The organism is Streptomyces atratus, from assembly GCF_900119365.1.
GTDB lineage: Bacteria > Actinomycetota > Actinomycetes > Streptomycetales > Streptomycetaceae > Streptomyces > Streptomyces atratus_B.
In genome coordinates this window covers 45,943-71,290 of record NZ_FPJO01000029.1, presented here as the reverse complement: position 1 = coordinate 71,290, position 25,348 = coordinate 45,943, and the positions used below count along the sequence as shown (strand labels likewise).

General features: G+C 67.2%; 20 protein-coding genes and 3 pseudogenes. 11 read left to right on the top strand and 12 right to left on the bottom strand.

The features are described 5' to 3' along the window. Positions 1–67: 67 nt before the first annotated feature. From BT364_RS43515 to BT364_RS32485, 3 genes and pseudogenes are all read left to right on the top strand, one after another. A pseudogene (locus BT364_RS43515) lies at positions 68–304 on the top strand (MFS transporter); the annotation flags it as partial. 58 nt (positions 305–362) lie between these two features. After that, a complete protein-coding gene (locus BT364_RS43510) occupies positions 363–656 on the top strand; it encodes a hypothetical protein (RefSeq protein ID WP_256260321.1) in 294 nt (97 codons plus the stop codon). A gap of 25 nt (positions 657–681) precedes the next feature. Further along, positions 682–2,754 (top strand): discoidin domain-containing protein, encoded by a 2,073-nt coding sequence (locus BT364_RS32485; RefSeq protein WP_177328327.1) that lies wholly within the window; start codon positions 682–684, stop codon positions 2,752–2,754. A gap of 542 nt (positions 2,755–3,296) precedes the next feature. On the opposite strand, the gene BT364_RS32480 is transcribed toward BT364_RS32485, so the two are convergent. Further along, the gene (locus BT364_RS32480) at positions 3,297–4,421 is read right to left on the bottom strand and encodes a hypothetical protein (RefSeq protein WP_072488794.1); all 1,125 of its coding nucleotides are present in this window, start codon (positions 4,419–4,421) and stop codon (positions 3,297–3,299) included. Further along, the gene (locus BT364_RS32475; protein ID WP_107408365.1) at positions 4,421–5,083 is read right to left on the bottom strand and encodes a ParA family protein; all 663 of its coding nucleotides are present in this window, start codon (positions 5,081–5,083) and stop codon (positions 4,421–4,423) included. Before BT364_RS32475 ends, BT364_RS32480 begins: the two co-directional genes overlap by 1 nt. 389 nt (positions 5,084–5,472) lie before the next feature. Here BT364_RS32475 and BT364_RS41960 point away from each other — a divergent pair, with 389 nt between their 5' ends. Continuing rightward, complete coding sequence (locus BT364_RS41960) at positions 5,473–5,631, top strand: hypothetical protein (RefSeq protein ID WP_177328320.1); 159 nt, start codon at positions 5,473–5,475, stop codon at positions 5,629–5,631. A gap of 531 nt (positions 5,632–6,162) precedes the next feature. Here BT364_RS41960 and BT364_RS32460 read toward each other — a convergent pair. Beyond that, positions 6,163–7,029, bottom strand: coding sequence for a hypothetical protein (locus BT364_RS32460; RefSeq protein WP_072488791.1), 867 nt, complete (start codon positions 7,027–7,029; stop codon positions 6,163–6,165). A 362-nt stretch (positions 7,030–7,391) separates the two neighbouring features. Between BT364_RS32460 and BT364_RS32455 the strand changes: the two are divergent. Both BT364_RS32455 and BT364_RS43505 read left to right on the top strand, forming a co-directional pair. Further along, positions 7,392–7,841, top strand: a pseudogene (locus tag BT364_RS32455) (MmyB family transcriptional regulator); the annotation flags it as partial. Positions 7,842–8,028: 187 nt separating this feature from the next. Then, positions 8,029–8,235 (top strand): annotated as a pseudogene (locus BT364_RS43505) (helix-turn-helix domain-containing protein); the annotation flags it as partial. Between the two features lie 286 nt (positions 8,236–8,521). Here the strand turns inward: BT364_RS43505 and BT364_RS32445 are convergent. The 9 genes from BT364_RS32445 to BT364_RS32405 all read right to left on the bottom strand — a co-directional run bounded on the left by BT364_RS32445 (position 8,522) and on the right by BT364_RS32405 (position 18,026). Continuing rightward, on the bottom strand, positions 8,522–9,313 hold the full coding sequence (locus BT364_RS32445; protein WP_072488790.1) for an ABC transporter permease: 792 nt from the start codon (positions 9,311–9,313) through the stop codon (positions 8,522–8,524). Further along, entirely contained in the window at positions 9,310–10,296 is a 987-nt protein-coding gene (locus tag BT364_RS32440; RefSeq protein ID WP_072488789.1) for an ATP-binding cassette domain-containing protein, read from the bottom strand. Before BT364_RS32440 ends, BT364_RS32445 begins: the two co-directional genes overlap by 4 nt. Positions 10,297–10,503: 207 nt before the next feature. Next, the gene (locus tag BT364_RS32435) at positions 10,504–10,998 is read right to left on the bottom strand and encodes a cytochrome P450 (protein ID WP_072488788.1); all 495 of its coding nucleotides are present in this window, start codon (positions 10,996–10,998) and stop codon (positions 10,504–10,506) included. Positions 10,999–11,104: 106 nt separating this feature from the next. Further along, on the bottom strand, positions 11,105–11,491 hold the full coding sequence (locus tag BT364_RS32430; RefSeq protein WP_072488787.1) for a DUF6009 family protein: 387 nt from the start codon (positions 11,489–11,491) through the stop codon (positions 11,105–11,107). A 90-nt stretch (positions 11,492–11,581) separates the two neighbouring features. Beyond that, positions 11,582–13,123, bottom strand: coding sequence for a DNA primase family protein (locus BT364_RS32425; protein WP_072488786.1), 1,542 nt, complete (start codon positions 13,121–13,123; stop codon positions 11,582–11,584). Beyond that, positions 13,120–14,103, bottom strand: coding sequence for a bifunctional DNA primase/polymerase (locus tag BT364_RS32420; RefSeq protein ID WP_256260314.1), 984 nt, complete (start codon positions 14,101–14,103; stop codon positions 13,120–13,122). The genes BT364_RS32425 and BT364_RS32420 overlap by 4 nt, the downstream gene beginning before the upstream one ends. A gap of 1,119 nt (positions 14,104–15,222) precedes the next feature. Then, positions 15,223–16,722: an alpha/beta fold hydrolase gene (locus BT364_RS32415; protein ID WP_079179744.1), complete on the bottom strand. Its 1,500-nt coding sequence runs from the start codon at positions 16,720–16,722 to the stop codon at positions 15,223–15,225. Positions 16,723–16,931: 209 nt separating this feature from the next. Continuing rightward, positions 16,932–17,345, bottom strand: a complete 414-nt coding sequence (locus tag BT364_RS32410; RefSeq protein WP_072488784.1) for a hypothetical protein — start codon at positions 17,343–17,345, stop codon at positions 16,932–16,934. 45 nt (positions 17,346–17,390) lie between these two features. After that, positions 17,391–18,026 (bottom strand): hypothetical protein, encoded by a 636-nt coding sequence (locus BT364_RS32405; protein WP_256260313.1) that lies wholly within the window; start codon positions 18,024–18,026, stop codon positions 17,391–17,393. A gap of 1,089 nt (positions 18,027–19,115) precedes the next feature. Between BT364_RS32405 and BT364_RS32400 the strand changes: the two genes are divergently transcribed. The 5 genes from BT364_RS32400 to BT364_RS32380 all read left to right on the top strand — a co-directional run bounded on the left by BT364_RS32400 (position 19,116) and on the right by BT364_RS32380 (position 25,335). Continuing rightward, on the top strand, positions 19,116–20,366 hold the full coding sequence (locus BT364_RS32400) for a ParA family protein (RefSeq protein ID WP_072488782.1): 1,251 nt from the start codon (positions 19,116–19,118) through the stop codon (positions 20,364–20,366). Next, on the top strand, positions 20,363–21,610 hold the full coding sequence (locus BT364_RS39490; protein WP_079179743.1) for a ParB/RepB/Spo0J family partition protein: 1,248 nt from the start codon (positions 20,363–20,365) through the stop codon (positions 21,608–21,610). The genes BT364_RS32400 and BT364_RS39490 overlap by 4 nt, the downstream gene beginning before the upstream one ends. Before the next feature lie 697 nt (positions 21,611–22,307). Beyond that, the gene (locus BT364_RS32390) at positions 22,308–23,420 is read left to right on the top strand and encodes a bifunctional DNA primase/polymerase (protein ID WP_079179742.1); all 1,113 of its coding nucleotides are present in this window, start codon (positions 22,308–22,310) and stop codon (positions 23,418–23,420) included. A 110-nt stretch (positions 23,421–23,530) separates the two neighbouring features. Continuing rightward, positions 23,531–24,949, top strand: a complete 1,419-nt coding sequence (locus BT364_RS32385) for a DNA primase family protein (protein ID WP_256260320.1) — start codon at positions 23,531–23,533, stop codon at positions 24,947–24,949. Then, complete coding sequence (locus tag BT364_RS32380; RefSeq protein ID WP_072488780.1) at positions 24,946–25,335, top strand: DUF6009 family protein; 390 nt, start codon at positions 24,946–24,948, stop codon at positions 25,333–25,335. Before BT364_RS32385 ends, BT364_RS32380 begins: the two co-directional genes overlap by 4 nt. Positions 25,336–25,348 lie beyond the last annotated feature (13 nt).

Here is a 25,348-nt window from a genome sequence, read left to right as displayed (position 1 = left end):
CCGCATCGACCCGCACGGCAAAAACGATGCGCTCTCGCTCGTCACCGGCCTCGGCGCGCTCGTCGCGGTGCTGGCCAACCCGCTCGCCGGCGCATGGTCGGACCGCACCACGAGCCGGTTCGGCCGCCGCCGGCCCTGGATTCTCGGCGGCGCCCTCGCCGGGACAGCGGGGTTGTCGGTCACCGCCACCCAGCACACCGTGGCCGGATTCGCCGTCGGCTGGTGCCTCGCGCAGGCAGGCCTGAACGCGATGCTGGCCGGGGTCACCACCCCTGTCGCCGACCGTGTACCGCTCACCCAACGCGCTCAGGTCTCCGGCTGGACCGGCCTCATGCAGTCCTTCGGCCTCGTCCTCGGCGCGCTTGATCACCACACTGCTGATCACCGGTGTCCTGTCCGACCGCATTGGACGCCGCAAGGTCTTCGTCGTCCTCTGTTCGCTGGTCATGGCCGCAGCGGCAGTGCCGCTCGCCCTGCTCCACACCTGGCCGTCCGCCCTCGCCGCCGCGGCCGTCCTCGGCGCGGGTTACGGCAACCCTCAACTGATCGAAGCCGAGCACGAGTTCACCAAAGCTGAGAATTCCTCATGTTTTTCGGCCCGAACCGTTGACTCCGCCGACGGTGGTCGCGATTCTGAAAACCCGTCAGTAACTTGAGTGCACATGTCAATCAAAGTGAGTGATGACCATGGCTCAACCTCCGCGCCGCAGACTCAGATCCCTCACGGTGGTGTCACTGCTCCTCGCCGTGATGTCCCTGGTACTCGGCCCGATGCCCAGCTCCGCGGCGGAGCCCGACCCCGGCTGGTGGACCCCGACCGCGCGGCCCACGCCCGACGCGCAGATCGACGTCACGGGCGAGCCCTTCAAGGGCACCGACGCCCAGGGCCGCGTAAGGGGCTTCGTCGACGCCCACGACCACATCATGGCCAACGAGGGCTTCGGCGGCCGGCTGATCTGTGGCAAGCCGTTCTCGGAGCAGGGGGTCGCTGATGCGCTCAAGGACTGCCCCGAGCACTACCCAGACGGCTCGCTCGCCATCTTCGACTTCGTCACCAAGGGCGGCGACGGCAAGCACGACCCCAATGGGTGGCCCACCTTCAAGGACTGGCCCGCCCACGACTCGCTGACCCACCAGCAGAACTACTACGCCGAAATCGAGCGGGCATGGCGCGGCGGCCAGCGGGTGCTGGTCAACGACCTGGTCACCAATGGCGTGATCTGCTCGGTCTACTTCTTCAAGGACCGCAGCTGCGACGAGATGACCGCCATCCGTCTTGAGGCGAAGAAGTCGTACGACATGCAGGCCTTCATCGACAAGATGTACGGCGGCCCAGGCAAGGGCTGGTTCCGGATCGTCACCAACAGCGCGCAGGCCCGCGGGGTCATCGAGCAGGGCAAGCTGGCTGTAGTCCTGGGGGTCGAGACGTCCGAGCCGTTCGGCTGCAAGCAGATCCTGGACATCGCGCAGTGCAGCAAGGAGGACATCGACCGCGGCCTGGACGAGCTGCACGAACTGGGCGTGAGCAGCATGTTCCTGTGCCACAAGTTCGACAACGCCCTGTGCGGGGTGCGCTACGACTCCGGCGCCCTCGGTACGGCGATCAACGTGGGCCAGTTCCTGTCGACCGGCACCTTCTGGAAGACGGAGACCTGCCGCGGCCCGCAGCACGACAACCCCATCGGCAATGCGGTGGCGGCGGAGGCGGAGAAGCAACTGCCGAAGGGGGTGGCCGTCCCTTCGTACGCCTCGGGCGCGCAGTGCAACACCCGCGGGCTGACCAGCTTGGGTGAGTACGCGGTGCGCGGGCTGATGAAGCGCCACATGATGCTGGAGATCGACCACATGAGCGTCAAGGCCGCGGATCAGGCCTTCGATGTCCTCGAGTCCGAGTCGTACCCGGGCGTCATCTCCTCGCACAGCTGGATGGACCTGGGGTGGACCGAGCGGCTCTACAAGCTCGGCGGGTTCGCCACCCAGTACATGAGCGGCTCCGCGGCGTTCAGCGCGGAGGCCAGGCGCACGGACGCGCTGCGCGAGAAGTACCAGGTCGGCTACGGCTACGGCACCGACATGAACGGCGTCGGCGGCTGGCCGGCCCCGCGGGGCGGGGACACCCCCAACCCGGTGAAGTACCCCTTCCGCAGCACGGACGGCGGCTCGGTGATCGACAAGCAGACCACCGGCGAGCGCACGTGGGACTTCAACACCGATGGCGCGGCGCACTACGGCATGGTGCCGGACTGGATCGAGGACATCCGGATCGTCGGCGGCCAGGAGGTCGTGGACGACCTCTTCACGGGTGCCGAGTCCTACCTGCGCACCTGGGGGAACGCCGAGAAGCACGAGTCCGGGGTGAATCTGGCCTCGGGTGCGGCCGCCTCGGCGTCCACGTCGGAGTGGTGGAACCCGTTCGTCAGCTTCGCCCCCGGCAAGGCCGTGGACGGAGACAAGGACACCCGCTGGGCCAGCGAGTGGAACAACGACCAGTGGCTGCAGATCGACCTCGGATCCGCGAAGCCGGTCAAGCGCGTCACCCTCGACTGGGAGGCGGCATACGCGAAGTCGTACCGCATCGAGCTGTCGCAGGACGGCAAGAACTGGCAGACGGCATGGTCCACGGCCGCTGGTGACAGCGGCCTGGCCACAGCGTGGTTCGCCCGAACTCCGGCGCGCTACGTACGAATCCACGGCCTGGAGCGCGGCACCCAGTGGGGCTACTCACTCCAAGAGGTGGGCGTCTACAGCGACTGACGGCACCGGCGGCGGTGTCTCGGGCCGGGACCGGCCGGATCAACTCTCCCGATCCGGCCGGTCCCGGCCCGGCACGCCACTGGGATCGGCCGGTGGTGGGCCCAGGGGCGGAGGTGGTCCGGGAGCGGGTCTCCGCGGCGTCGGAATGTGTATACCGCGGTATACGTCGGATCAGGTTTGGGCGGCGGTGCGGCGGGCTCTCTCGCAGGCGCGGGCCGGGGGCAGGCGTGAGGGATCCCTTCCTGTCCGCCTTCTGCTCCGCAGCCATCCGATCGGCCTTCCACGCAGCAAGCCGATCGCTGGGCGGCATGGCCGAGTACATCCGCATGTCACGGAACGCCTTGAGCTCGCCGGAGATGACGAGCGCTTGCATCTCCTCGGAGAGACACAACAGACCGATGCGCTGACTGAACCACTGCTTCGACTTCTGCAGCTTCTCTGCAGCCGGGGTGTCTGCTGAATCCGACCGGCCACGACGAGCGGCCCCGCTCCCCCACCATCAGGCGGAAGAACGGGGCCGCAGCACTGTCAGGCCATCGCGGTCACGGGCTGCTCGGCTGCGGAGCTGTCGCGAGCTCCTCCTCCATGACTTTGTGCAGTCGTTTCGTCAGCCTGTGCCGGTCGAGCTCGCCCATCCGCGCCATGAGCGCGTCGAACACTGGCTCCCACCCGCCCGGCGGTAGCTGCCAGTCCTCGGCAATGTCCTTTGGGGCATCCTGTGCCGGATGCTCGGCAGCAAGCAGATCTGCCGATGGTTTCCGGCGAGGCTCCGGCAATGTCGGATCAGACGGTTCGGCGGCCTCAGTGTCTGGCTTGGGGGCAGTCGATCGAGCAGGAGTGGCCGGCGGCGTTTCCAGTTCCTGGGAAGGCTTGGTCGCCTCCAGCCCCGTACTTTCAGGTCCGCTCTGGTTTACCGCGGTAAACCGGGGCTGCTCCATGGGCTGCTGCGAGGCGGTCGCGGGCTGCGTGCGGGCACGCTGGTTCTGCTTGCCCTTATCCCGGCTCTCCAGTTCGGCACTCCAAGCCGCGGCCTGCTCCTCCGCGGGCAAGCCGGCAATGTCCCGTCCCACACGAATGGGAAGTTCGCCCGCACTGACCAAGCCCTGCAGCTCCGGGGTCAGCTTGAGGAGCTTCCGCTGCTGACTTACCCAGCCCTTCGACTTCTGGTAGTGGGCGGCCACCTTGTCTGCCCCGCCGAGTTCGATCACCATCGTCTCAATGCCCAGGGCGCGTTCAATGGGGTCGAGGTCTTCTCGGTCGTTGTTCTCCGAGAGGACTGCGTCCAGAAAATCGGCCCGCGTCTTGGCGACGTCCTCGTTGTGTACGACGTTGAGGGTGGTCAGGCCAACGGCCAGCGAGCCACGGAACCGTCGCTCGCCGTTGGCGATGACGTACTGCGCCGAGCCGAGGTTCTCTTCTTCTTCCGGCCACAACCTGAGGTAGGCGCTGCGGGAGACCACGACAGCGGGCTGGAGCTGGCGGCGTTTGAGGATCAGCCCGAAGGCCTTGAGGTCCTCATCGGTACCGAAGTTGCGGCGCGGGTTGAACCTTGTGGGTACGAGATTGGTGAGTGGCAGTTTGAGGAGGAGCGGGTCACTGCGTCCGGGAACGTCGTCGACCTTCTGGCCGGCGAGTGAAGCGAGGCTTGTTCGGCGTCCGGCAGCCATCAGGCGCGCCCTCCGTAGCCGAGCTCGAGGGCCAGGCGGAAGAAGTCCTCGCGGGCTTCCATGGCGACTCGGTTCTTGGGGTACTGAGTGACGACGCGGCCCTCGACGGATGCGCGGGTGTGCACCTTGTAGCGGCGGACGACGGTCTGTGCCCGCGGCCAGCCCTGGGCGTCGATGTACTCCTGTGACTCGGTCAGGTCGGCGGTGCCGTCGCGGGGGTCCCAGTTGTTGATGACAACCCGGTAGGGCAAGCCGGTTGGTTCGATGACCTGCTGGATGGTGCGGGCGGTCGGGTCGAACGCAAGACCTTCGGGGGGCATGGGCACGATGACGTCGTGGGCGTACTTCAGTGCTTCAAGAAGGAGGGCCTCGTCCTGGAGGCTGCCGGGGGAGTCGATGAAGACGTGAAGCAGGCCGTCTTGAGAAGTTGACAGGACGTCGGCAACGACGGCGCCGAGGTTGAGGGTGACGGTGGTCTTGCCGACACCACCCTTCTGGTTGGCGATGACGTGGACCTTGGCGCCTGTCTCCTTGAGGATGGCCAGGTTCTCGGGAGTCTCATGCTCCTGAGAGAAGTCGAAGGGGAGGTCCGTGATCCTGTTCGCCCACCAAACCGTTGAGGCCTGTGGGTCGATGGACACGACGTAGACAGCAGCTGGCATTCGATGCTCCGTTTGCTTCCCGAGATTTCCGGTACTTCGGGCTGGGAGCATCATTCCAGACGGGTGCGTCCGGTTTGTTCACCAACCCCGTGTCGGGCTGGTTTGCGGGGGCCGATCCGGTTTACCGCGGTAAACCAGGACGGCCTTCGGCGCAGACCGGTGCTGATGTGGCGGCCGGTTTACCGCGGTAAACCACTTACTGAACGTCTCAGGACGAGTTGAGCCGCAGGTCTTGTGCTCATCACCCGGTTCACCGCGCTCCGGCTCGTGTCGGAGGGAGACCAGGAGAATGTCGCAGGGCCCGGGATCCGACTTGGAGCCCCAGCGCTGACGCCGGCGGCGGCAGCGACAATGAGCAGGCGACGGGTTCGACGGCTTGGGGGAACGGGATGAGCGCCGCCGCCTCCCTGGTGGTCGCTCACCAGGCCCGCGACAAGGGCGACCTCGCCGACCTGCTGGGCGCTCTCGGACTGCCCTGCGGCGAGGACGACCTCGTACGCCTGCTCCCCCACCTCACTGCCCCGACACCCCGACGACCGGAGACCTGATGCCCGTCAATGAGGCGCTGTGCTTGCTCTCGGCGCCAACGGTGTCGATCGAGGGGCTCGCTTGATGGGGTTGTAACAGCGACTCCGGCGATTGCACGCTTGCTAGCGATACCCATTGCACGGTTCGCGCGGTAGGGAAGTCGGGGCAGGCCGCGACGGGGTATGCATCCGCGCTCTCTGTAGCGCATTTCCCCTATATTCCTCACATCAATCCCTAACGGGCGCACGCTGAGAGAGCTGAGCTCGGCCGGCAAGAAGTGGCGGCGAAGCTTAGGATCGTTCCTGACGAAGAAACGGAGCCATCCTCCGAATCAGGGTCCCGTCGGCCGCCCCAGAGAAATTCTGCGGACAGCACCACATCGCCGTCAGTCAGGTACCGGAGGGCCTGTGATCGTCAAGCTCGGCACATGGCTCGACAACACCCGCAACCGCGCCGACAGGCTCAGTGCGGAACGACGGGCCGACCTCGACGACCTCGACGAGCTCGGTATGCGCTGGTAGGGGCCAGGGCGGCCTACGGACAGGGATCATTCACCGGGCGACCAGTTCGTCGAGCGGAGGCGTGCTGACATCGGCCGAAGGACGCGCGAGATGCAGTGCGGTGTGGAAATGGCCCGCCGATTCCTTGCCGTCCGGGTCCTGCCCATGGGCGGTCACCGCGTCGATGGCGTACTGCTGCTCGGCAGCGCCGGTGAAGCGGCGTTGAACGAAAGTGCGCCCGGCGTACGTCTCGGTGGTGAGGCCGTGACCGGCCAAGTGCTCGGCGATAGGCGCGTAGGAGCCGGTGCGCAGGACGAAGGCAGCGACCCACGGCAGTGTGCGGGCGCTGTCCAGGAGAGGCTGGAATGTGGCCCGGGACAGGAAGCTCGCACCACCCGTGATGGTGATGAGTCGGATGCTCCGGGCCGCGTCCAGCAGGTCTCGGGTCGGCGGGGTGGTCTCCAGATTCTCGGCGAACCCGTCGTCGATCAAGCCGACCGCTCGTGCGTAGGCGATGGCGTTGGGCGCGATGTCGAGGCCGATCACCGGGACGGCGTCCCGTCTACGGCGGGCGCGGAAGAAGGACCTGTCGTGCTCGGCCAGTTCCTCCGCGGTCATGGCCACCGCCCGCGGCGACGTGTAGTGGGCGTACAAGTCGTCCAGGGTCAGCTCGTGGTTGAGCAGGGCTGCGTTGATGCCGTACGAACAGCACAGGTCCAGCACCACTTCGCCCGGGGCCCGCAGCCGGAGTGCTGCCAGGCGGCGGAAGATGCGCTGGGCGTGATGCGGTGTCCGGTAGCCGAACGCGCCGAGTTCGCGGAAGAAGGCGCGAGGATCTGCCTGGTCGTAGATGTCGTCGAACGGGGTCATCGTGCGCTGCGCGGGCTCCCCCGCGTCGTCTTCCTGTACCTCGGCCATCACATGCTCCGTTCTGCCGGCCGGGCCGCTGTCCGTGGTCGCCACAGCCTCCCCCACAGGGCGGGCCAGGCAAACAGGCCACTGACGGATCCGGCCATGCCCGGCCGAACAGCGGTGGGCAGGCCCCGGGCCGTTCCGCGGTCACGACCCAGGCCGGACCCCATCCCCCACCCTCAAAACCCACCCACCCGTGTCTCAATCAACTATCAACACCCCAGCTCACACACCACCCACCACCACAGCTAACCGCCCCCAGCGTTCGCGGCCGCGTGACGGGACGGGGGCGTACGGGGGCGATGGTGGGGGTGTGCGTGATCGCATGGAGCTGAAAGGTCCTCGTAGCGGAACTACGAGGACCTTTCATGGAACAGGGCCGTGACCGCAATTCCTCGGTGGCGGTGGTGAACGCGCTCGCCGACGCACTCAGTCTCGATCCCTCGGAGCGCAACCACCTGCGCTACCTCGCGAAGATCACCGGCGGCGAATGCACCGCTCACGCCCGGCCCGCACCACCGCGCCGTGACGTACGTCCGACCGTCCTGAAAACCCTCCGGCTCCTAGAACCCGGCATCGCCATGGTGACCAACCGGCTGGGCGACATCCTCGCCCACACCAGCGGATACGAGTCGTTGACGAGCGGAACCGGACTGCTCGACGGCGACGACCCGAACCTCACCCGCTTCGTCTTCACCGACTCCCGCGCCCGGACGTTCTTCGCCGGCTGGGACGACATCGCGGACGAGCAGGCATTCGATCGGTGGCTCGGACCGTCCGTCGAGAACACCGAGCGGCTCACCGCGGAACTCGCGCCCTGAACCGCCGACTAAGACCGACCGGCAATTGGGGGGCGGCGTCGCGGGGCTGGGCACGCACATCTGCCGCGTTGTCGTCAATCAACAACGCTCCGCGTTGCCTCAGTCCTCCGCCTTGCAGCTGCACGCACCCAGCCCCGCTCCTTCACCCACCCCCCAATTGCCGGTCGGTCTTATATGGGGAAAGCGGCGCATGAACCGTCACCTGGTTCCGCAACGCGGCGTCCTCCGGCTCAACCACCCTTCCGGCTGCCGGCTCCAGCCGATCCGTGAGACGCTCGAACTCCCCTCGGATGCCCAACAACTGGTCGTCCTCCTCCCTGCGGACGAAAAAACCTCCCAGGCCGTCGACCAGCTCCGCCACCGGCCACAGGGCCGACTGCGCGCCATCTCGCAACACACCCGCCGAATCCGCCGACATCGAGGCGCGGTGAAGGTCTTGATCGCGCTACTTTGCGAAGGACACCGGCACTTCGTCCTGGACCTGTGCTCCGTGCCCTTCCTGGGCTCGGCCTGCCTCGGCCCGGAGGTACATCACCCCGCTGCAGGAGTTCCGGCCGACAATGGCCGCAGCCCCCGGCCTGGCAGGCCGAGGAAGCCGACCGGGCGGTGCACGCCGACGCGGAGTCGGAGTACGCCGCCCTGGAGCGGGACCGGGCTGCGGGAGGCAGCCCGCGCACTCATTTCGGGTCGCGGCTGAACTGCGCCGTCGACCAGCGGTAGCCGAGCGCGGTCAGGCCGACGCACCAGACGATCGCGATCCACCCATTGTTGCCGATCTCGGTGCCGAGCAGCAGGCCGCGCAGAGTCTCGATGGCCGGGGTGAAGGGCTGGTATTCGGCGATGGGCTGGAACCAGCCCGGCATCGTGTCGGCGGGGATGAAAGCGCTGGAGATGAGCGGGAGGAGGATCAGTGGCTGCGCGCTGTTGGCGGCTGCCTCGGCGTTCGGGCTGGCCATACCAATGCCGACTGCGATCCAGGTGAACGCCAGGGCGAACAGCAGGAGCAGTCCGAACGCCGCCAGCCAGTCCAGAACGGTGGCATCGGTGGAGCGGAAGCCGATGGCCACGGCTACGGCACCGACGAGAACCACGCTGGCGATGCACTGCAGCACGCTGCCGACGACATGCCCGATGATCACAGAGCCGCGGTGGATCGCCATCGTACGGAAGCGGGCGATGAGGCCTTCACTCATGTCCATGGAGATGTACACTGCGGCCCCGATCACGGTGCTGCCGATGGTCATCAGCAGGATGCCCGGGACAATGTAGGCGATGTACTCGGAGCGGTCGGCGCCGCCACCCCCGATGCCCGCGCTCATGACGTCGCCGAAGATGTAGACGAAGAGCAGCAGCAACATGATCGGCGCGAGCAGCAGGTTCAGGGTTCCGGACGGGTAGCGCCGCGCGTGCAGCAGATTGCGACGCAGCATCGTGCTCGAGTCGCGGACAGCGAGGAAGAGGGCACTCATCGGACGTTCTCCTTGGGCTGGTCGGGGACGTTGGCCGGGCCGGTGAGTGCGAAGAACACGTCGTCGAGGTCGGGGGTGTGCACGGTCAGCTCGTCCGCCTCGGTGCCGGCCGAGTCGAGCCAGTCGAGGATGGAGCGCAGTTCGCGCTGGCCGCCGTCGCTGGGGATCTGCAGCGACAGCGCCTCGTCGTCCCGGGTGACTTCACGCAACACGGAGGCGGCCGACTGATACGCGGACGGGTCGGTGAAGCGGAGCCGGACGTGCCCGCCGGGGATCAGCCGCTTGAGCTCCTCGGCGCTCCCTTCAGCGGCGATCTTGCCGTCGTTGAGGACGGCGATGCGGTCGGCGAGTTCGTCGGCCTCGTCCAGGTACTGGGTGGTGAGGAAGACAGTGACTCCGCCGGTGACGAGTTCGCGGATGATCTGCCACATGTTGTGGCGGCTGCGGGGGTCGAGGCCGGTGGTGGGTTCGTCGAGGAAGATGATCCGCGGGTCGCCGACCAGGGTCATGGCGATGTCGAGGCGGCGCTTCATGCCGCCGGAGTAGGTGGAGGCGGGCTTCTTCGCGGCCTCGGTGAGGTCGAAGCGCTCCAGCAGCTCGGCAGTCACCCGCCGCCCCTCGCGCTTGGACAGGTGGTGCAGGTCCGCCATGAGGAGCATGTTCTCCTCGCCGGTGATCAGGCCGTCGACGGCTGAGAACTGCCCGGTGACACCGATCGCGGCGCGCACCCCGTCCGGTGACGTGGCGACGTCGTGGCCCCCGGCCTGGACCTGCCCGCCGTCGGCGGTGATGAGCGTGGAAAGGATCTCCACGGCGGTGGTCTTGCCGGCGCCGTTCGGCCCGAGCAACGCGAACACGGAACCGGCCGGGATGCGCAGATCGATGCCGTCGAGCACGGTCTTGTCACCGTACGACTTGCGCAGACCGATAGCGGAGACGGCGTCGGGCGACCGCTGACCGCCGCCCCGCCTGGACGTGGGCATGACAGATGAAGACACGGAGCCCTCCTTTTCGAAGGCTGAAGTGACTGGGGGTGAGCGAGTTGAGCGCGGCCTTTCTGGGGGCGGACCCGGGCGCGGCGGAGGTCGCTTGCCCCGCCGCGCACCGAAGGCCACGCCGTGCGGCACGAACAGGTTCTCGCGCTCTGATGTTCGCAGGACTTCTCAAGGCCCTGCGGGCGAATCGCCCAGTTACGTGGTCCTGCGCGCGGGCGTCAGGACGCCTCCTCCTCGGCGCGCGCGATGTCGTCGGTCATGGGATTCCCTGCTGCTGCGGGTGCGGCCGAGGTCGAGGCGATCGGGGTCGGTGAAGGCGGCCGGGTCGCGGTTGGCCGCGGAAACGACCGGGAGAACGGCTTCCCCGGTACGTACAGGGGTGTTGCCGACAGTGGTGTCGCAGGTGGCGTAGCGGGGCAGCGCGCGTACGACGGGGCCGCAGTAGCGCATGAGTTCATTGACGGCGTGTGGCATGAGGGTCGCGTCTTCGCGCAGCAGGGCGAGCTGGTCGGGGTGGGTGAGGAGCGCTTCGGTGCTGTTGGCGATGAGGTTGACGGTGGTGATGTGTCCCGCGACGACGAGGTTGGTGATGAGAGCGACCAACTCGTCGGCGCTCAGCGGGTCATGCTGATGGGGCGCGAGCAACTCGGAGATGAGGTCGCTGCCAGGGGTGCCCGGCAAGGAGTCCAAGCAGTGACGAGCCCGGCTGGTGCACGCATACCAGCCGGGCTCGGTTCCGGACGCTTGGGCGGTGCTTCCGGCGGTGCGGACGGTCCGCGCCCGGTCTCGCCGAGGATCAGGTGCTGGGGGTTGCTATTGATGCGGCGGGGCCACGTTGGGAGCGGGGGGTTTTGTCGCCCACGCGCTTGGGTGCGATGGTGCGGGGATCGACGGCTTCGCCGGGGGCGCCTTCGTGGTAGGGGCCGTCGGGGTTGGCGTCGCGGTCGTGCGGGAGGAGGAAGAAGACGCGGCGGAGCTGGAGGCCGCTGTCGGGGTCGGCTTCGGCGTGGGCGTCGAGTTCGGTGTAGCCGACCATGCGGCCGTCGCGTTCGTAGCGCGGTTTGCCACGGCGGCGGGCGGTCTTGTCGAGCGCCTGGCGTACGTAGTCGAGGTTGTCGAGGTTCTCCAGCCACACCACGGTGCTCTCGTGGCGGAGGTCGCTCTCGTTCAGCAGCGAGCTCATGGCTGCAGCCCCTTTTCGTTGTCGACGGCCCTGGTGGGGGCACCGTGCTCATGGTAGGCCGGGTTGGCGGGTGTGTGTCGGGTGCTCTGGTCAGGCATGGCCGGCCTGGGGTTCGTCGTCGGTGAGAAGTCCGAGGCCGGGGTAGTACTTCTTGCCGCTCGACTTCATCATGTCGGCGGGTGAGGCGAGGGAGAGTTCCTGACGCACGCGGGTGGCGAAGGCGCGGGCGGTGGCGGGGCGGATGCCTTCACCGGCGCTGCACCAGCTGCTGTAGGTGGCGTACAGCAAGCCTTGCTCGACGCGGAGGTCGCTGTTGTCGGTGGTGCAGCACTCGGTGAGGAAGCGGCCGATGTGGTCTTCGGTGGTGGCGTAGGCCTCGGTGGCGATACGGACGGTGGCGGGCCCGGTGAGAGGGTCGCGGGTGTCGAGGTAGAGCTGGGCGCCTTCGATGAGCCATTGGAGAATGCCCGGGCCTTCGCTCTGGACGAGTTCCTTGGCCAGGTTGTCGATCTTGCGAGCAGCGGGGACGACGCGCTCGAAGGGGATCAGGCGGATCCGGCGCCAGAAGGCGTGGCCGCCGGTGCCGACTTCGGGGCGGTGATTGCCGAGCAGCCAGAGTTTGTGGGTGGGGTTGAAGCTGAAGAAGTCCTGGCGCATGCGGCGGGCCATGATGCGGTCGCCGCCGGTCAGGAGCTTGACCCGGGACTCGTCGAACTTGTCGTTCGGCTTCAGTTCGGAACAGACGACGATGCGACGGCCGTGGAGTTCGGTGAGTTCGGTGGAGTGCTCGGAGAACTTGCCCTTCTCCATGAGAAAGCCGGGCGGGGCGGCCTGGGCGTAGTCGCCGAGGATCTGGGTCATGACGTCGAGCAGCACGGACTTGCCGTTGGCACCGGTGCCGTAGAGGAAGGGCAGGACCTGGGCGCCGACGTCGCCGGTGACGGAGTAGCCGAGGAGCAGGTGGAGGAAGTGGATGGTCTCCTCGCCCTTGGCGTCGTCGCCGAAGGTGTCGTGGAGGAAGCGGTGCCAGCGAGGGGTGGGCATCGTCTCCGGGGCGACGCTGGTGGCCCTGGAGTGCATGTCGGCTTCGGGGTCGGGCTTGTGGAGGTGGCCGGTGTGGAGGTCGACGACGCCGGCCGGGGTGCACAGGGCGTAGGGGTCGCCGTCCAGGACGTCTGGGTCCAGAGCGAGTGCCGGGGAGGCTTTGGCCTGGGTGAGCATGGCCTTGATACCCGGGGTCGACATGGAGCGTCGGCGGTGGGAGGCGAGTTCGCGGTTGGTGAACTGGCCGGTCGGGTCGGTGGCCGGCATCTGTTCGGCCAGATCACCCGCCGCCCAGACTGCGGCCTTCTCGCCTCCGGTGCGCTTCCAGCGGTACTGGTCCCAGTGGTACCAGCCGAGACCTTCGACGTGGCGGAACTGGTCGCCGAACATCACCGCGAACAGCTTGGCGTTGCCGCGATCGGTGAGCAGCCCAGGGAGCCGGCCCGACTGTGTTGGTGGCTCGTGGACAGCCGTAGTGACAGCTCTCTGTTGGGCGGGCAGGCTGGCCTGCTCGGCTTGGACTTCGAGATCGAGCATCTGCTGCGCTGCGGCAGTGGCGTCGAAGCGCGGGCTGTCGGCGCTGCTCATGGGCGTCCTTTGAAATGGAGCGGCCGACTTGCGCCGGCGGACAGGGCAGAGGTGATGACGGTAAGGCTGTGGCGGCTGCGCTGCGGCCGAGCAGCATCGGCGGCAGCGGTCAGCAGGTCGTGTGCCTGGCTGTCGGTGAGATGGCCGGAGGCGATCAGGCCTCCGGCGGTGTAGGCGGCGCGGTTGAGCTTCTCGGTGAAGGCGGTGCCCTCCGAGGCGGCAGCGCAGTCCCTCACCTGGTCGAGCAGCGGTTCCAGGAGCCGGTGGGCGCGCTGACGGGCTGGGCGTGGGGAGCCGGGGCGGGGGGGCGCCACCTGGGCGGGCCGGTGATTGACCGGGTGGCCCGTGCGCTGGAGTTCGGTGGCGAGCCAGTCGGGCAGGGCGGCAGGGAGCCGGGCTGCGCCGACCGGGCTGTACGTGCCGGCGGAAGTACGGGTAGCGGGGGTCACGATGTAGCCGCCGGTGGAGCGGACATCGACCTGCCAGGCAAGGGCGGTCTTCGGGCTGGAGCCCACTGAGGAGCGGTAGCGCGGGCCTTCTGAGGGGGTCCGGTACCAGACGTGCAGTCCGCCCGACGGAGTTCGTACGCGCAGGGTCGAATCGTCGTCCGCGGGACTGCGTCGGCCACGGAGTGCGGCCAGCAGGGCGAGGGTGTCGAAGCCAGAGGCAAGGCCTGCCAGGTTGATGCTCTCGTGGATCGGGATGCCGGGCAGGAGCAGGTTCCGGTCGGGAACTTCGGCGCTGTGAGCATCGATGTCGAGGACGACGAGTCCTGCCGGACCGCAGGAGACTCCGACTCCGAGCGTGGGGTGTCTCCCCCACCAGGCGTCCAGGAGTGCGGGGTTGGTGGTTGCTGCGTGGAAGCCGTGACACCACCGGCCTGCGGGACGGCAGGGGCAGTCCTGAGGGCTGTGGGGCTCGTCGCGGCATGTCGGGCAGTTGGCGGCCGGGGTCTTGCGGCCTGGGGCCAGCGGGTGCACTGGCCAGCCGTTTCCGGCGCACCAGCGGGCAACGTCGTAGGGACTGGCGGTTCCCGTGGAACGGGGAACGCTGGTCTCACTTTGACGCGGCACGCTGATCGTCCTTGCCCAGGGGCTAATAGCCTGTTCAGTCCCTGTCAGCCCCTGGGTCAAAAGACCAGGTCACAGCGCTGCCAGTACCCGGAAAGGGACCGAAGGGACTGAGTTTTCCAATGAGGTCAGAGCCTACATCAGCGGCCTGGACAAGGGTGTAACCGTTCCCCGTTTTGGGTCCCTTCAGTCCCTTCGCTACCTGGGGAGTTGGGGGTCTGCTCCTTGGACAAGCAGCTGATCGGGTAGGCCTGCCGGGCGTGTCGGTCCCGGCAGGGACTGAACAGGGACCGAAGGACTGAGACGCATTCGGTCCCTGTTCAGTCCCTCAAGGAAAAGCGCAGGTCACAGGGCTTTTACGGCTCAACCGAGGGACTGAAGGGACTGAAAGTCTCAGTTATGAGCTGCTCAGGATAGAAGGCCTCTGTACTCGCGCGTACGCATACACGCACACGCGTAATGACTGGAACAGGGATTTTGAGTCCCTTCAGTCCCTTCAGTCCCCTGTTCAGGTAGGGCAGACGCCTCTGAACTGGGCTTTTGTCGAGGGACTGAACGGGGACTGAAGAAGGGACCGAACGAGGCCGCGCCCCGCACAGGCCGGATGCCCCGGCGCAGGAACTGCCTGCGCCGGGTGGGGCACGCGTCTCTCGTTGCTGACGACCGGGCCAGCTCCGCCGGTCCCCCAGGCCGGGGTGCGGAGGCCCGGGGCGCGGCCTCCCCGGCCCCGGCCGACCGTTCAAGCGGGCTGCTGGACGCGTGGGGCGGGCGCCATGCCCGTGGCGGCGGTGCTGGTCTGCCAGCCTGTCCGAGAGGCCGAGACGGCACTGACTGCGCTGGCCCGCGGCCAGCTGATCGCTGAGCACCGTGCTGGCCGGTACTTCTCTTCTTTGTCGGTATAGCTGATGATGCGACTTGGTGTCCCCGATCGAGCCCCACCTTTAGGATCGTTTCTGGCGAAGTACCGGAGATACCCTCCGTTTACCCTCCGGGGCTGCACCGAGTTCGGATGAGTGCAGCCCCTTCGGCTCAGCCCTTCGGGTTGGTGAGATAGGTGTCGATCACTCGCATTGCCTTCTCCGTCCCGCCTCTGCGGTAGAGCCAGTGGCCCACGGCGTCCATCGTGAACAGGGATGCCTTCGGGAAGGAGCGTGCCATGCGCTGTGCGCCCGGCAGTGGAGTCGCCAGGTCATGGGTGGCATTGGCTACGAGGACGGGCGGGAGGACGCCCTCCGCCCGGGCGGGGCGGGGCTTTGGCGGCATGGTCCAGCCCTGGCAGGCCAGGACGGTGTCCAAGGACTGGGCGTTGTACCGGACGTGGGGGGCGGCCTTGGCGACTCTCGTGCGGATGGCCAGGTACTGGGCGTAGTCGCGGATCCGGAAGTCGTAGTCCCGGCACAGCACGAGCTGCGAGGCGGTGTCGGTGCCGACGGGGAGCCAGTTGACCTCGCCCTTCCCGGTGTACAGGGCGGCCAGTTGCCGGGCCGCCTCCTCCTGGCTCCCCTTGCCGAGTGCGAAGGTGAGGAAGTCGGACAGCTGATCGGCGTCGACCTTGGTCCGCGTCGGTCCGTTCGGGCCCGGATCGCGGAGTGTGCCCGCGGCGGCGCGGGCGAACAGCTTGTCGGTGACGGCTGTCAGTTCCTTGCCATTGAGTGCACAGGCCTTGTCCTTCTTGCACCAGGCCGCGAGCCGCTTCAGGGTGTTGTCGATGGTGACGCTGCCGTCGGTGAGGTAGCGCTCGGCATTCGGCCGGTCCGGATCCATCGCGCTGTCGAGGGCCAGCGCGCGGAGCCTGCCCGGGAACAGGCGTGCGTAGCGCTCTCCGAGGAACGTGCCGTAGGAGTGACCGAGGAAGCTGATCCTGCGTTCGCCGAGGGCGGCTCGGATCGCGTCCATGTCGCGGGCCACGCTCTCGCCGTCCATATGGGCGGCGAGAGGCCCCGTCAGCTTCAGGCAGCTGTCCGCCAGTCGGCCGTTCAGGGTGCGCAGCCGCTCGAACTCGGTCGCGTTGCGGGGACGGGCCGGGATCGAGTCGGCGATCGTCTCGTCGCATTCCGCGTTCTGGCTGCGGCCGATGCCGCGCGGGTCGAAGCCGATCATGTCGAAGCGCTGGAGCATGGCAGGGGTGTAGCCGCCGACGGGGTCGTCCGCGTACAGCGCATCATCGGCACCGGGCGCTCCGGGGCCGCCCGGGTTCGACATCAGGACGCCGATGCGCCGTGCGGGGTCGGTGGCCCGGTAACGGGCGACGAAGATGCCGATCTCCGGGCCCTTCGGCTTCGACCAGTCCAGTGGAACCTTGACGGTCGCGCACTGCGCCCTCGGGCTGGGGTCGGGGTAGGGCGGTTCGGCCTTGGGGCAGGCACCCCAACGGATAGCCGGGACAGCGGTGTCGGCGCCGGACGGCTCCTCGGCGACCGCCGTACCGGGGACGACCAGGGCGGCGGCGGCAGCGGCAGCGGACAGGGCCAGGAGTACGGAGGCCACCTGTCGGCCCGAATTCGTGTTCACGCGCGTGCTCTTGTTCATGCGCGTCACTGTTTCGGCGCCGTATGACGGTGCCTCCATGGGCACGTGGTGAGAACGTAACAAGCCGTTCTGGTTGACGTGTCACGGCTCAGCTGTCGACGGCGGCGCCTCGCCGGTCATCGTACGTACCGGTATAGTGGGCACACAACTTGTTGTTCAGGCACAGAGGGCTCGCCATCTGCGATGGCGGGCCCTCTGGTTTTGCCGGGTCAGGCGATACGGAGGTCGGGGCGACCCTCGGTCGGCGGCGCCGCTCGGTATTCCGGTAGCTGGATGGTCGGCAGTCTGCCGCTCTTCATCTCTTCGAGAGCGTGCGCGAAGGCGGCTTCCATGTCCGTCATGCTCTCGTACTTGGCGGCGAGTGGGTGGAGTCGGTAGCGGTTGCCCCCGCGGCCTTCGGCGCGGGAGCGCAGTACGAGGTTCAGCTCGAACAGCGGCTCCATCAGCGCGCTGACGGTGGGCGGCTTCACTTTGTACTCCACCGCCATCTCGCGCTGGCTCGGCAGTGCGCCACCGTTCTCGCTCCGGAAGACCAAGTACTGAAGGAACTTCACCGGGGCGGCTCCGATGGGCAGGGCCCAGATGCGCTCAGCAACGAGGGGCGACATGACTGCAACGGCCATCGGTGCCTTCCTCCGTATCGAATCGGCTTGTCGTGGTAGCGGGCATCACCCTGTGCGCTTCCTTCTGACAGGCTCGGGCACTTCGCCATCCAGATTAAGGTCCAGCGCCTCCTGGTGGTGAACCATCTCGGGACCGATCCTGTGCGGGAACGCGGTGGGGTCGTCGTCGTGGTCCGCGGCGATCTGTGCGAGTACCTCGTGCTGAGCTGCGCTGTTGCCCTGGAACCAGAGCGTCACGTTGAGGCGGATCCGTCCGTTCCCCGCAGATTCGAGCCACTTGTACTCGCAGAGGGTTCGGACTGCACGGTTGACGGTGGGCCTGGTGATCTTCTTGCCGCCGGGCTTCTTGGCCGCGAGTCCGTTCAGACCGTCGGTGATCTCCTGCTGGGTGTACTCCGCGATCCCGGTGCCCGGCCTCTGTCCGCCCGCTACGTACAGGAACACGCACAGCTGGCTCTTCGTAATGCCGTTGGCGATGAAGAGCTGGGGCAGCAGCTGAGTGAACCAGTTGCTGGCGAGGCTGTAGCCGGCGCCTCCGGCGAAGCTGTGAACGGACCGAGGGTCGTCCTCGTACTCGAAGGTGACGCCTTTGAGCTTGCGCTTCCCTGCCGCGGCGGGGGGTGTGGCAGGGGCGGTCGCGCCGAGTTGCTCACCGAGCAGGTTCAGGATGTCGTCGTACACGGCGTTACTCTCCGGCGAGGACGCGGGAGAGGGCACTGCTCGTGGCCGACGCGGCTGGCGCGACGGCGTTTCAGATGTCACTGGACCCTCCTTGTTGCTCAGGCGGTCCGAGGCTATCCCAAAAGTTCGGCTCAGCCTTACTTTTGACGGCTCGACACGCTCCGAGCCACAGGGGTTTGCGCACCCATCTCGAAAGTTCGGCTGAGCTGAAGTTTTAGTGCATGGAAGTGCCGAAAGTTAGCTTGACCCTAACTTTTGGTGTCAGTATTGCGGCACATTTTGTTCGGATCGGTTCGGATCGATGCCAGAAGAGGGTCTGCTCGCCCGAAACCCGCACGCCTCTGACCTGCGGTTTTTTCGGCGGGCATGGCGGGATCGAAAAGTTAGGGTGAGCCTTACTTTTCGGGTCAAATGTGCTGGCCAGGTTAACATTTCGACCTCCCAAATGTGTCGGCCAGAGCATGATCAACTTTGAATACATGCAGGTCGGAGCGTTTTCGAGGCTCGGCGCCTCTTATAAAAGAAGACCCGCACTCGCTATACCGGCCTGCGGGCAAGGTGGCCCGGAGTGCGCCTGTGTGCCGACCCGCACCTCATCCAGGGCGTCGGCCGGTGGTCCTGAGGCGATGTCATTGCTGGGGCACCCACTCCCCCGCACTGAACCTCAGCCGACGAAAGCCAGCCCCGACGATAGGTTCGCGGACCCTGCGGCGGGAGTGCTTACCCGAGCCTCCCACTGTGCCCAGCCACTCCACCGTCTTGTGCGACCTGCGGGGCCACGAACCCGGTTGCCCGCGGCGGTTCGCCAGCGGAGTTCCGGCCGCGTCGGCACCAGCGATGGACAAGATGTCCCGTAGGCGGTCCAGTTGTGACGCAAAGTGGTGCATTATAGCTGAAGTGGATTTGAATGGAAGGGTTTTGCTGCCTTTTATTTGCCGAGTTCGGGAGGTCTGGGTGCGTTGTTCGGCCTCGTCCCTCGGTGCCGGGACCGGGGTATCACGGCGTGATAGTTCCACCGAGTCGAAAAAGACGACACAGCTAACGCGTCATGAGCTCAACTGATCTATGACGTTAGTAGAGTGACGGACTATGACGACACCTGACTCCAGGGGCGACCGAGAGAAGGTCGTCTCCAAGCTGCCCTCCTGGCTCCGCCAGGAACTCAAGGTCCGCGCCGTTCAACACGGCATCGACATGCAGGACGCCGTCGAAGCCGGCATCACAGCATGGCGCGCGCTCGGCTCCAACCTCTCCCCCATCGACACCTCTGGCGCGGAGTCCTTTGCAACGTTCCTGCCCGGCCGGCTGTGGACCGGATTCCGATCGGACTGCAAGCTTCGGGGGGTTTCCCTCATCCAGGGCCTGGCACAGTCCGTACGGGTCTGGCTGGACAGCCATCCCGCTCCCGCAGTGAAGCGCCCCGACATCGTCCGACGCGTCGTCATCTGCAATCAGAAGGGCGGGGTCGGCAAGACCGCCGTCACTGCCGGAACCGGCGAAGCTCTCGCGGAAGACTCCACCGCCCTTGTGCCGGTCCGGGTGTCCAAGCACTTTGCCGCACTGCTCGAAGAAGATCAGGAGGCCGCCAACGATCCGCTCGCTCTTGAGGATCTCCCCGGTCTCGGGCAGCGCGTCCTGCTCGTCGACTTCGACCCTCAGGGACACCTCACCAAACAGCTTGGCCACGCTCCCCTGCCCATGGACGGGGATTCCCTCACCAATCACATGGCCGGTGACGGCAAGAGTTCGCTGAGCGATCTCATCGTGTCGATCGACGAGGACCGGTTCGGGGGACGTCTGCATCTGCTGCCCGCGTGCACCGATGCCTTTCTCCTCGACGTACGTCTCGCATCCGTCCGTGCACGCGAGGCCGCGCTCGAACGAGCCCTCACGGCAGTCGAGCCCGACTACGACGTCATCCTGATCGACTGCCCGCCCAGCCTCGGGCTCAGCATGGACGCCGCTACCTATTACGGGCGCCGCCGCCCGCAGGAAGTGCCCGGCAACTCCGGCGTTCTCATCGTCGTCCAAGCCGAGGACAGCAGTGCTGACGCCTATGAACTGCTCACGTCCCAGATCGAGGACATGCGCAATGACCTTGCGCTCGACGTCGACTACCTCGGCCTTGTCGTCAACCACTACGACGCCCGCCGCGGCTACATCGCCACCTCCTCGCTCCAGTCCTGGATGGCCATAAAGGATCCGCGTGTCGTAGGCATCATCGGAGACCTCAAGGAGCAGAAGGAAGCTGTCCGCGCCAAGCGACCGCTTCTTGCGTACGCACCCCGCTGCGAACAGTCCGTCGCGCTTCGCGCCCTCGCCCGGGAGATCAGCAAGTGAGCAAGGCCAAGAACCTCGGAGCCGGGGCCTCCTTCGCCCAGGCCCGTCCCATCAGTGCCCGCAGGGCTGCGATCGGTGCCGCTACCGGTGTGCCGACGGCCGGCGTGCCCGAACCGACCGAGCTCTCGCTGAGCCTGATCAGCCAGAACCCCGACAACCCTCGCGAGGAGCTCCGCGATCTCCAGGGGCTGGCGGAGAGCATTGCGGAGATCGGTCTCGTCAACGCCGTCACGGTGGCCTCCGTCGATGCCTACCTGGCGGAGCGGCCGGATCGTGCGGCCGACCTCGACGAGGGCGCCCGGTACATCGTCGTCGACGGCCACCGCCGACTCGCCGCTGCGCGTCTCGCCGGCGCTGCGACGATTCGCGTCAGCGTCGACAACGCCCTGGTCTCCACCGACCAGGCGCTTCTCGAAGCGGCCTTCGTCGCCAACGTCCACCGTGACGACATGAACCCGCTGGAGCAGGCCCAGGCGCTACGCACACTGGTCGACTTCTACGGTTCTCAGACCAAGGCCGCCAAGCGGCTCGGTATCGCCCAGTCGACCATCTCGTCGAAGCTTTCCGTGCTGGACCTCGATCCTCAACTGCAGGCGGACCTGCTGGAGGGGCGCCGCAAGATCGAGCATGTACGGAATCTCTCCAAGCTGCTGCCCGAAGAGCAACGCCAGCAGGCGGACGCGCGGGCTGCCGCAGGCGATCAGAGGCGTTCGGCGGCGCGTGAACTATCACGCCGTGATAGCCCGGAGAGCGGGGAAGCGGCAGAGAGCGGGAGAGTAGCGGAGAGCGGGGGCGGGGCCGATACCTCCGATGGTCCGGATGCTCCGGGCAGCCCGGAGGAGCAGAGCGCGGGGGTATCACGGCGTGATAATCCGGAGGAGCGGCACGTAGAGCTATCACGGCGTGATAGCCCAGGGGAGCAATCGGCTGAACTATCACGGCGTGATAGTTCACGAGAGCGGCAGGCACAGCTATCACGCCGTGATAGCTCCGGGGCTCGGGAATCGGTACCACCGGTGCACGATGAAGTGCCTGGGCAGCGATCGGAGCATGCCGGGCGCCAGGTGGCACCGACGCAGATGGCCCCGGGGGAGTCGGGCATCGTCGCCTTCGGCAAGGTCACGAAGATGCCCTGGCACGACGGCCATCAGATTGCCGACCTCGTACTGAGGAAGATGGACGAGACGCAGCGAATGATCCTGGTCGACAGGATCCTCGCCGAGGGCACCAACTCGGCTCGATGAATGGCCCGGTGAGGTCGGGCCGGGGGACTGGCGTAGGTCTCCGGCCCGGCCGCTGCTGCAAGGCAGCGGCGGCGATGGTGATGGCAGCGGTGTGACAAGGAACTGCTTGGTGTGACAGGTGTGTTGGCTGCCTGTGCGGCGCAACTCCCGTTGTTGTAGATCCGCATGAACATGCCCTTCGGCGGGTGCGATTGGCTGGTATGCGCCGACGGGAGCGGGCATGATGCGGACGCCGCTTGAGCCTGGATCCAGACGGACTTGAACGGTTCGGACGGCGGGGGAGCGGGTTCAGCGACTGAATGCCAGCGACCGAATGAGTGCTGAGTCGCTTCGGCCATGGAGATAAAGCCGCAGGTCAGAGCGGTAGCCGGGGGAGAGTAGCGACTGAAGCGACTCAAGGTTCAGGTATATGGAGACATTCGTGCGTGTGCGTGTGAGCGCGTGTGTGCGTCATATATGGGGAGCTTGAGTCGCTTCAGTCGCTGCTCTCTGTTGCGCAAGCTTCTGACCTGGTGTTCTGTGTGCTCGCAGGCGAGCGACTGAGTGACTGTCAGCCGCTGGGTAATCAGTCGCTCGGTCGTTGGCGCCTTCTGCGGATGCGCACATCTGTTCTGCCTCATATGCCTCTCCTCTCCCACAGATTTCGCTAATCTGATTTTGGGAGTTGAGTCGCTTCAGTCGCTGATGGGGGAAGTGAATGGCAGCTGAGCTGCGGGTTTCGCGCAGCGACCCACGGCAGTTCGAAAGATCTGCCCCGGTCGCTTCGCAGCCTCTGACAACTGCCTCGTGGTGTGCGCGCCAGGGGTGGCCGGTTCATCCTCTTGCTCCGGGCCGTAAAACGCCTGTGGGCAACTGTGAGGTGTGCCGCGTCCAGGGTCATGCCCGAGGGGGGTGCGACTGTATCCGTTCGGGTCGTTGGTGTCATGGGTTTCATGCGGCCACGCTTGATCTCGACCGGATCCAGCAGTGGTGGGGATCCCGCCCCGATCTCGGAGTGGGCGTCGCCACTGGCCCGGCCGGCCTCGTCGTCATCGATGTCGACGCGCATGCGTGTGAACTTCCCGACCGGGACCGGCTGCTGCCCGGTGTCGGGATCTCCGCCGGGGTCGACCTGACCGGGCTGGCCAACGGCTTCCATACCCTGGGTGTGCTGGCCGCCCTGCGCGGCGCCGCCAGCCCGGCGAACGACGAGTCGACGCTGCGCGTCCGCACCCCGTCCGGGGGCCTGCACGTGTGGTACCGCAACGAGGGCGGGCACCACTGGCAGTGCTCCTCCGGGTCGGGCGGCGGCCGCGCCCTCGCCTGGCAGGTCGACGTCCGGGCGCACGGCGGGTACATCGTGGCGCCCGGGACCGTGACACCGGCAGGGGTCTACCGGCCGGTGGGATCCGTGCGAATGCCTGCTCCGCTGCCCGCCTGGCTCGCCAGGGAACTGGAACGCACCGGGCATCTTCCGTCCGCCTCCGTGCCCAGGGCGCGGCCCGTGCCGCCCCGCGCCCGGCAGGCGGTCATCGCGGCGGGTGGCGGACGAGGCGGGGGGAATCGGGTACTGACCGGAGTGCTCGCCGAGGTCGCCGCATGCGTGGCCGTACCCGAAGGCGCCGCGTTCTCCGAGAAGTTGAACCGGGCCGCGTACACCGCCGGCGGTCTCGTCGCGGCGGGGCACGTCACGGAGGCAGAGGCCACACGGGCCTTGCGGGATGCGGCCGAGCAGGCCCGCCCGGGACAGCAGCGGCGGTGCCTGGCCATCATCCGGGGCGGGCTGAGCGCGGGTCTGGCACGCCCGCTGTCCCTCGGGGGGCGTGCGTGAGCGTGGACGAGGAGAGAGCATTCTCCGCCTTCGACGTCCAGGCCGTGGCTGCACAGATCCTTGCGCAGCCCGTCCCGGCGCCCCGGCATAGCGACGAGTCCGCGCGATACATGACCGCTGCCGCGCGGGAGGGGGACGGCGAGGCGACGGCGGACGGGCTGCTGCCCGACACGCTCACCGACCGCGGCAACGCCAAGTTGTTCGTCAAGCTCTATCGCAACGACTACCGGCACGTTCCCGGAATCGGCTGGTACCGGTGGGACGGCACCCGATGGCAGATCGACGAGGACGACACCGTGATGTGGTCGGCGGGCGATCTGGCGGAGTCCATCGCCGGCACCGATCCACGAGGCGTCTACACCCCGGCCGCCTTGCAGCAGCACCGCCGCCGCACGCTGAGCACCAGCGGGATGAACGCGATGTTGACGCAGGCGAAGTCCGCCCCGGGAATGGTGCTCAACGCGGCGCGGCTGGACGGGGATCCGTACGCGTTGTGCACGCCTGCGGGCGTCGTCGATCTGCGCACCGGGCACATCCGTCCTGCCGAGCCCACGAAGGACTTCCACTCCCGTTCCACCTCGGCCTCGCCGGAGCCGATGCCCACGCCGCGCTGGAACCGCTTCCTGACCGACACCTTCGGTGAGGGGCCGGACGGCGCGGAGATGATCAGCTTCCTCCAGCTGCTGCTCGGCTACTCCGTCACCGGGGATGTCGGCGCCCAGGTCATGCCGTTCCTGTTCGGCTCCGGGAAGAACGGCAAGTCCGTACTGCTGGACGTCCTGATGAAGCTGCTCGGGGACTACGCGGACGCGGCGCCTCCCGGGTTCCTGATGTCGCGTCCGTACGAGGGCCATCCCACCGATCTGGCCGAACTGCACGGTCGGCGCGTGATCGTGTGCAGCGAGGTCAAACCGGGGGACCGTTTCGACGAGGCCCGGGTCAAGCTGCTCACCGGTGGCGACCGGATCAAGGCGCGCCGGATGCGACAGGACTTCTTCAGCTTCGAGCCGACGCACAAGATGTGGCTGCTCGGCAACCACCGGCCCGAGGTGGGTACGGGTGGCTTCGCGTTCTGGCGGCGTATGCGGCTGATCCCGTTCGAGCGGGTCGTCTCCGACGACCGCAAGATCGACAACCTGGCGGACATCCTCGTGACCCAGGAAGGTCCGGGCATCCTCAACTGGCTCATCGAAGGCGCCCGTTGCTACCTCGGGGGCGACAAGGACCTCTCGGGTCCCGAGCGGGTCCGCATCGCGACCACGGCGTACGCCGAGACCGAGGACCACACCGGGCGGTTCGTCCACGAGACCTGCCGGCTCGAGGCCGATCTGCGCGCGGAGCAAGCGCAGCTCTACGCGGCCTACAGGAGCTGGTGCCAGAATGAAGGCGCACCGGCGATATCATCCCGGGCTTTCGCGGCACGTGTCCGCGAGGTGGTGGGACTGGCGTCGCCCAAGGAAATGATCCTTTCCAATCAGCGCAAGTACTACCCGGGCATCGGCCTGCTCGCGGACGAGGAGACAGTATGAGTGCCCTCATCGCAGAGGACGAGATCGTCGACGAGATGGATCTCGTCTGGCTCGAGGACATCAGTCGGCTCGACTATGTCCGCCAGAGCCTGGACCGGTTGCCGACGCGACGGGGGAGACCCGCGTATCACCGTGACGGCCGGATGGTCGGGTACGCCCTGCTGGGGCCGAAAGCCAAACCGTCCCGTTCCTCCGGCACGTTCAGGCGGCGGGTCTTCTGGCTGCTGCCGCATGACCGGGACACCGAGCCCGACGGGCTGTACGCGAGGGGGGCGCCCGCGGAGGCCGTGGATGTGCGGACTCTGGCGCCGGGCAGCAAGGGGCACAAGACCGAGCGCTCGGAGGGCGGACCGATGTCGTCCGCGACGCGGGAGCTCAAGCCATGACCTCAAGTTCGAC

What these genes read in the sequence shown, in the direction of transcription:
- BT364_RS32440 (WP_072488789.1), bottom strand. Translation starts at nt 10,296, where the DNA reads ATGCCCACGTCCAGGCGGGGCGGCGGTCAGCGGTCGCCCGACGCCGTC.
- BT364_RS32415 (WP_079179744.1), bottom strand. Translation starts at nt 16,722, where the DNA reads ATGAACAAGAGCACGCGCGTGAACACGAATTCGGGCCGACAGGTGGCC.
- BT364_RS32410 (WP_072488784.1), bottom strand. Translation starts at nt 17,345, where the DNA reads ATGGCCGTTGCAGTCATGTCGCCCCTCGTTGCTGAGCGCATCTGGGCC.
- BT364_RS32445 (WP_072488790.1), bottom strand. Translation starts at nt 9,313, where the DNA reads ATGAGTGCCCTCTTCCTCGCTGTCCGCGACTCGAGCACGATGCTGCGT.
- BT364_RS32475 (WP_107408365.1), bottom strand. Translation starts at nt 5,083, where the DNA reads ATGCCAGCTGCTGTCTACGTCGTGTCCATCGACCCACAGGCCTCAACG.
- BT364_RS32480 (WP_072488794.1), bottom strand. Translation starts at nt 4,421, where the DNA reads ATGGCTGCCGGACGCCGAACAAGCCTCGCTTCACTCGCCGGCCAGAAG.
- BT364_RS32385 (WP_256260320.1), top strand. Translation starts at nt 23,531, where the DNA reads ATGACCGCTGCCGCGCGGGAGGGGGACGGCGAGGCGACGGCGGACGGG.
- BT364_RS32390 (WP_079179742.1), top strand. Translation starts at nt 22,308, where the DNA reads ATGGCAGCTGAGCTGCGGGTTTCGCGCAGCGACCCACGGCAGTTCGAA.
- BT364_RS32425 (WP_072488786.1), bottom strand. Translation starts at nt 13,123, where the DNA reads ATGAGCAGCGCCGACAGCCCGCGCTTCGACGCCACTGCCGCAGCGCAG.
- BT364_RS32380 (WP_072488780.1), top strand. Translation starts at nt 24,946, where the DNA reads ATGAGTGCCCTCATCGCAGAGGACGAGATCGTCGACGAGATGGATCTC.
- BT364_RS32485 (WP_177328327.1), top strand. Translation starts at nt 682, where the DNA reads ATGACCATGGCTCAACCTCCGCGCCGCAGACTCAGATCCCTCACGGTG.
- BT364_RS32430 (WP_072488787.1), bottom strand. Translation starts at nt 11,491, where the DNA reads ATGAGCTCGCTGCTGAACGAGAGCGACCTCCGCCACGAGAGCACCGTG.
- BT364_RS32400 (WP_072488782.1), top strand. Translation starts at nt 19,116, where the DNA reads ATGACGACACCTGACTCCAGGGGCGACCGAGAGAAGGTCGTCTCCAAG.
- BT364_RS32460 (WP_072488791.1), bottom strand. Translation starts at nt 7,029, where the DNA reads ATGGCCGAGGTACAGGAAGACGACGCGGGGGAGCCCGCGCAGCGCACG.
- BT364_RS41960 (WP_177328320.1), top strand. Translation starts at nt 5,473, where the DNA reads ATGAGCGCCGCCGCCTCCCTGGTGGTCGCTCACCAGGCCCGCGACAAG.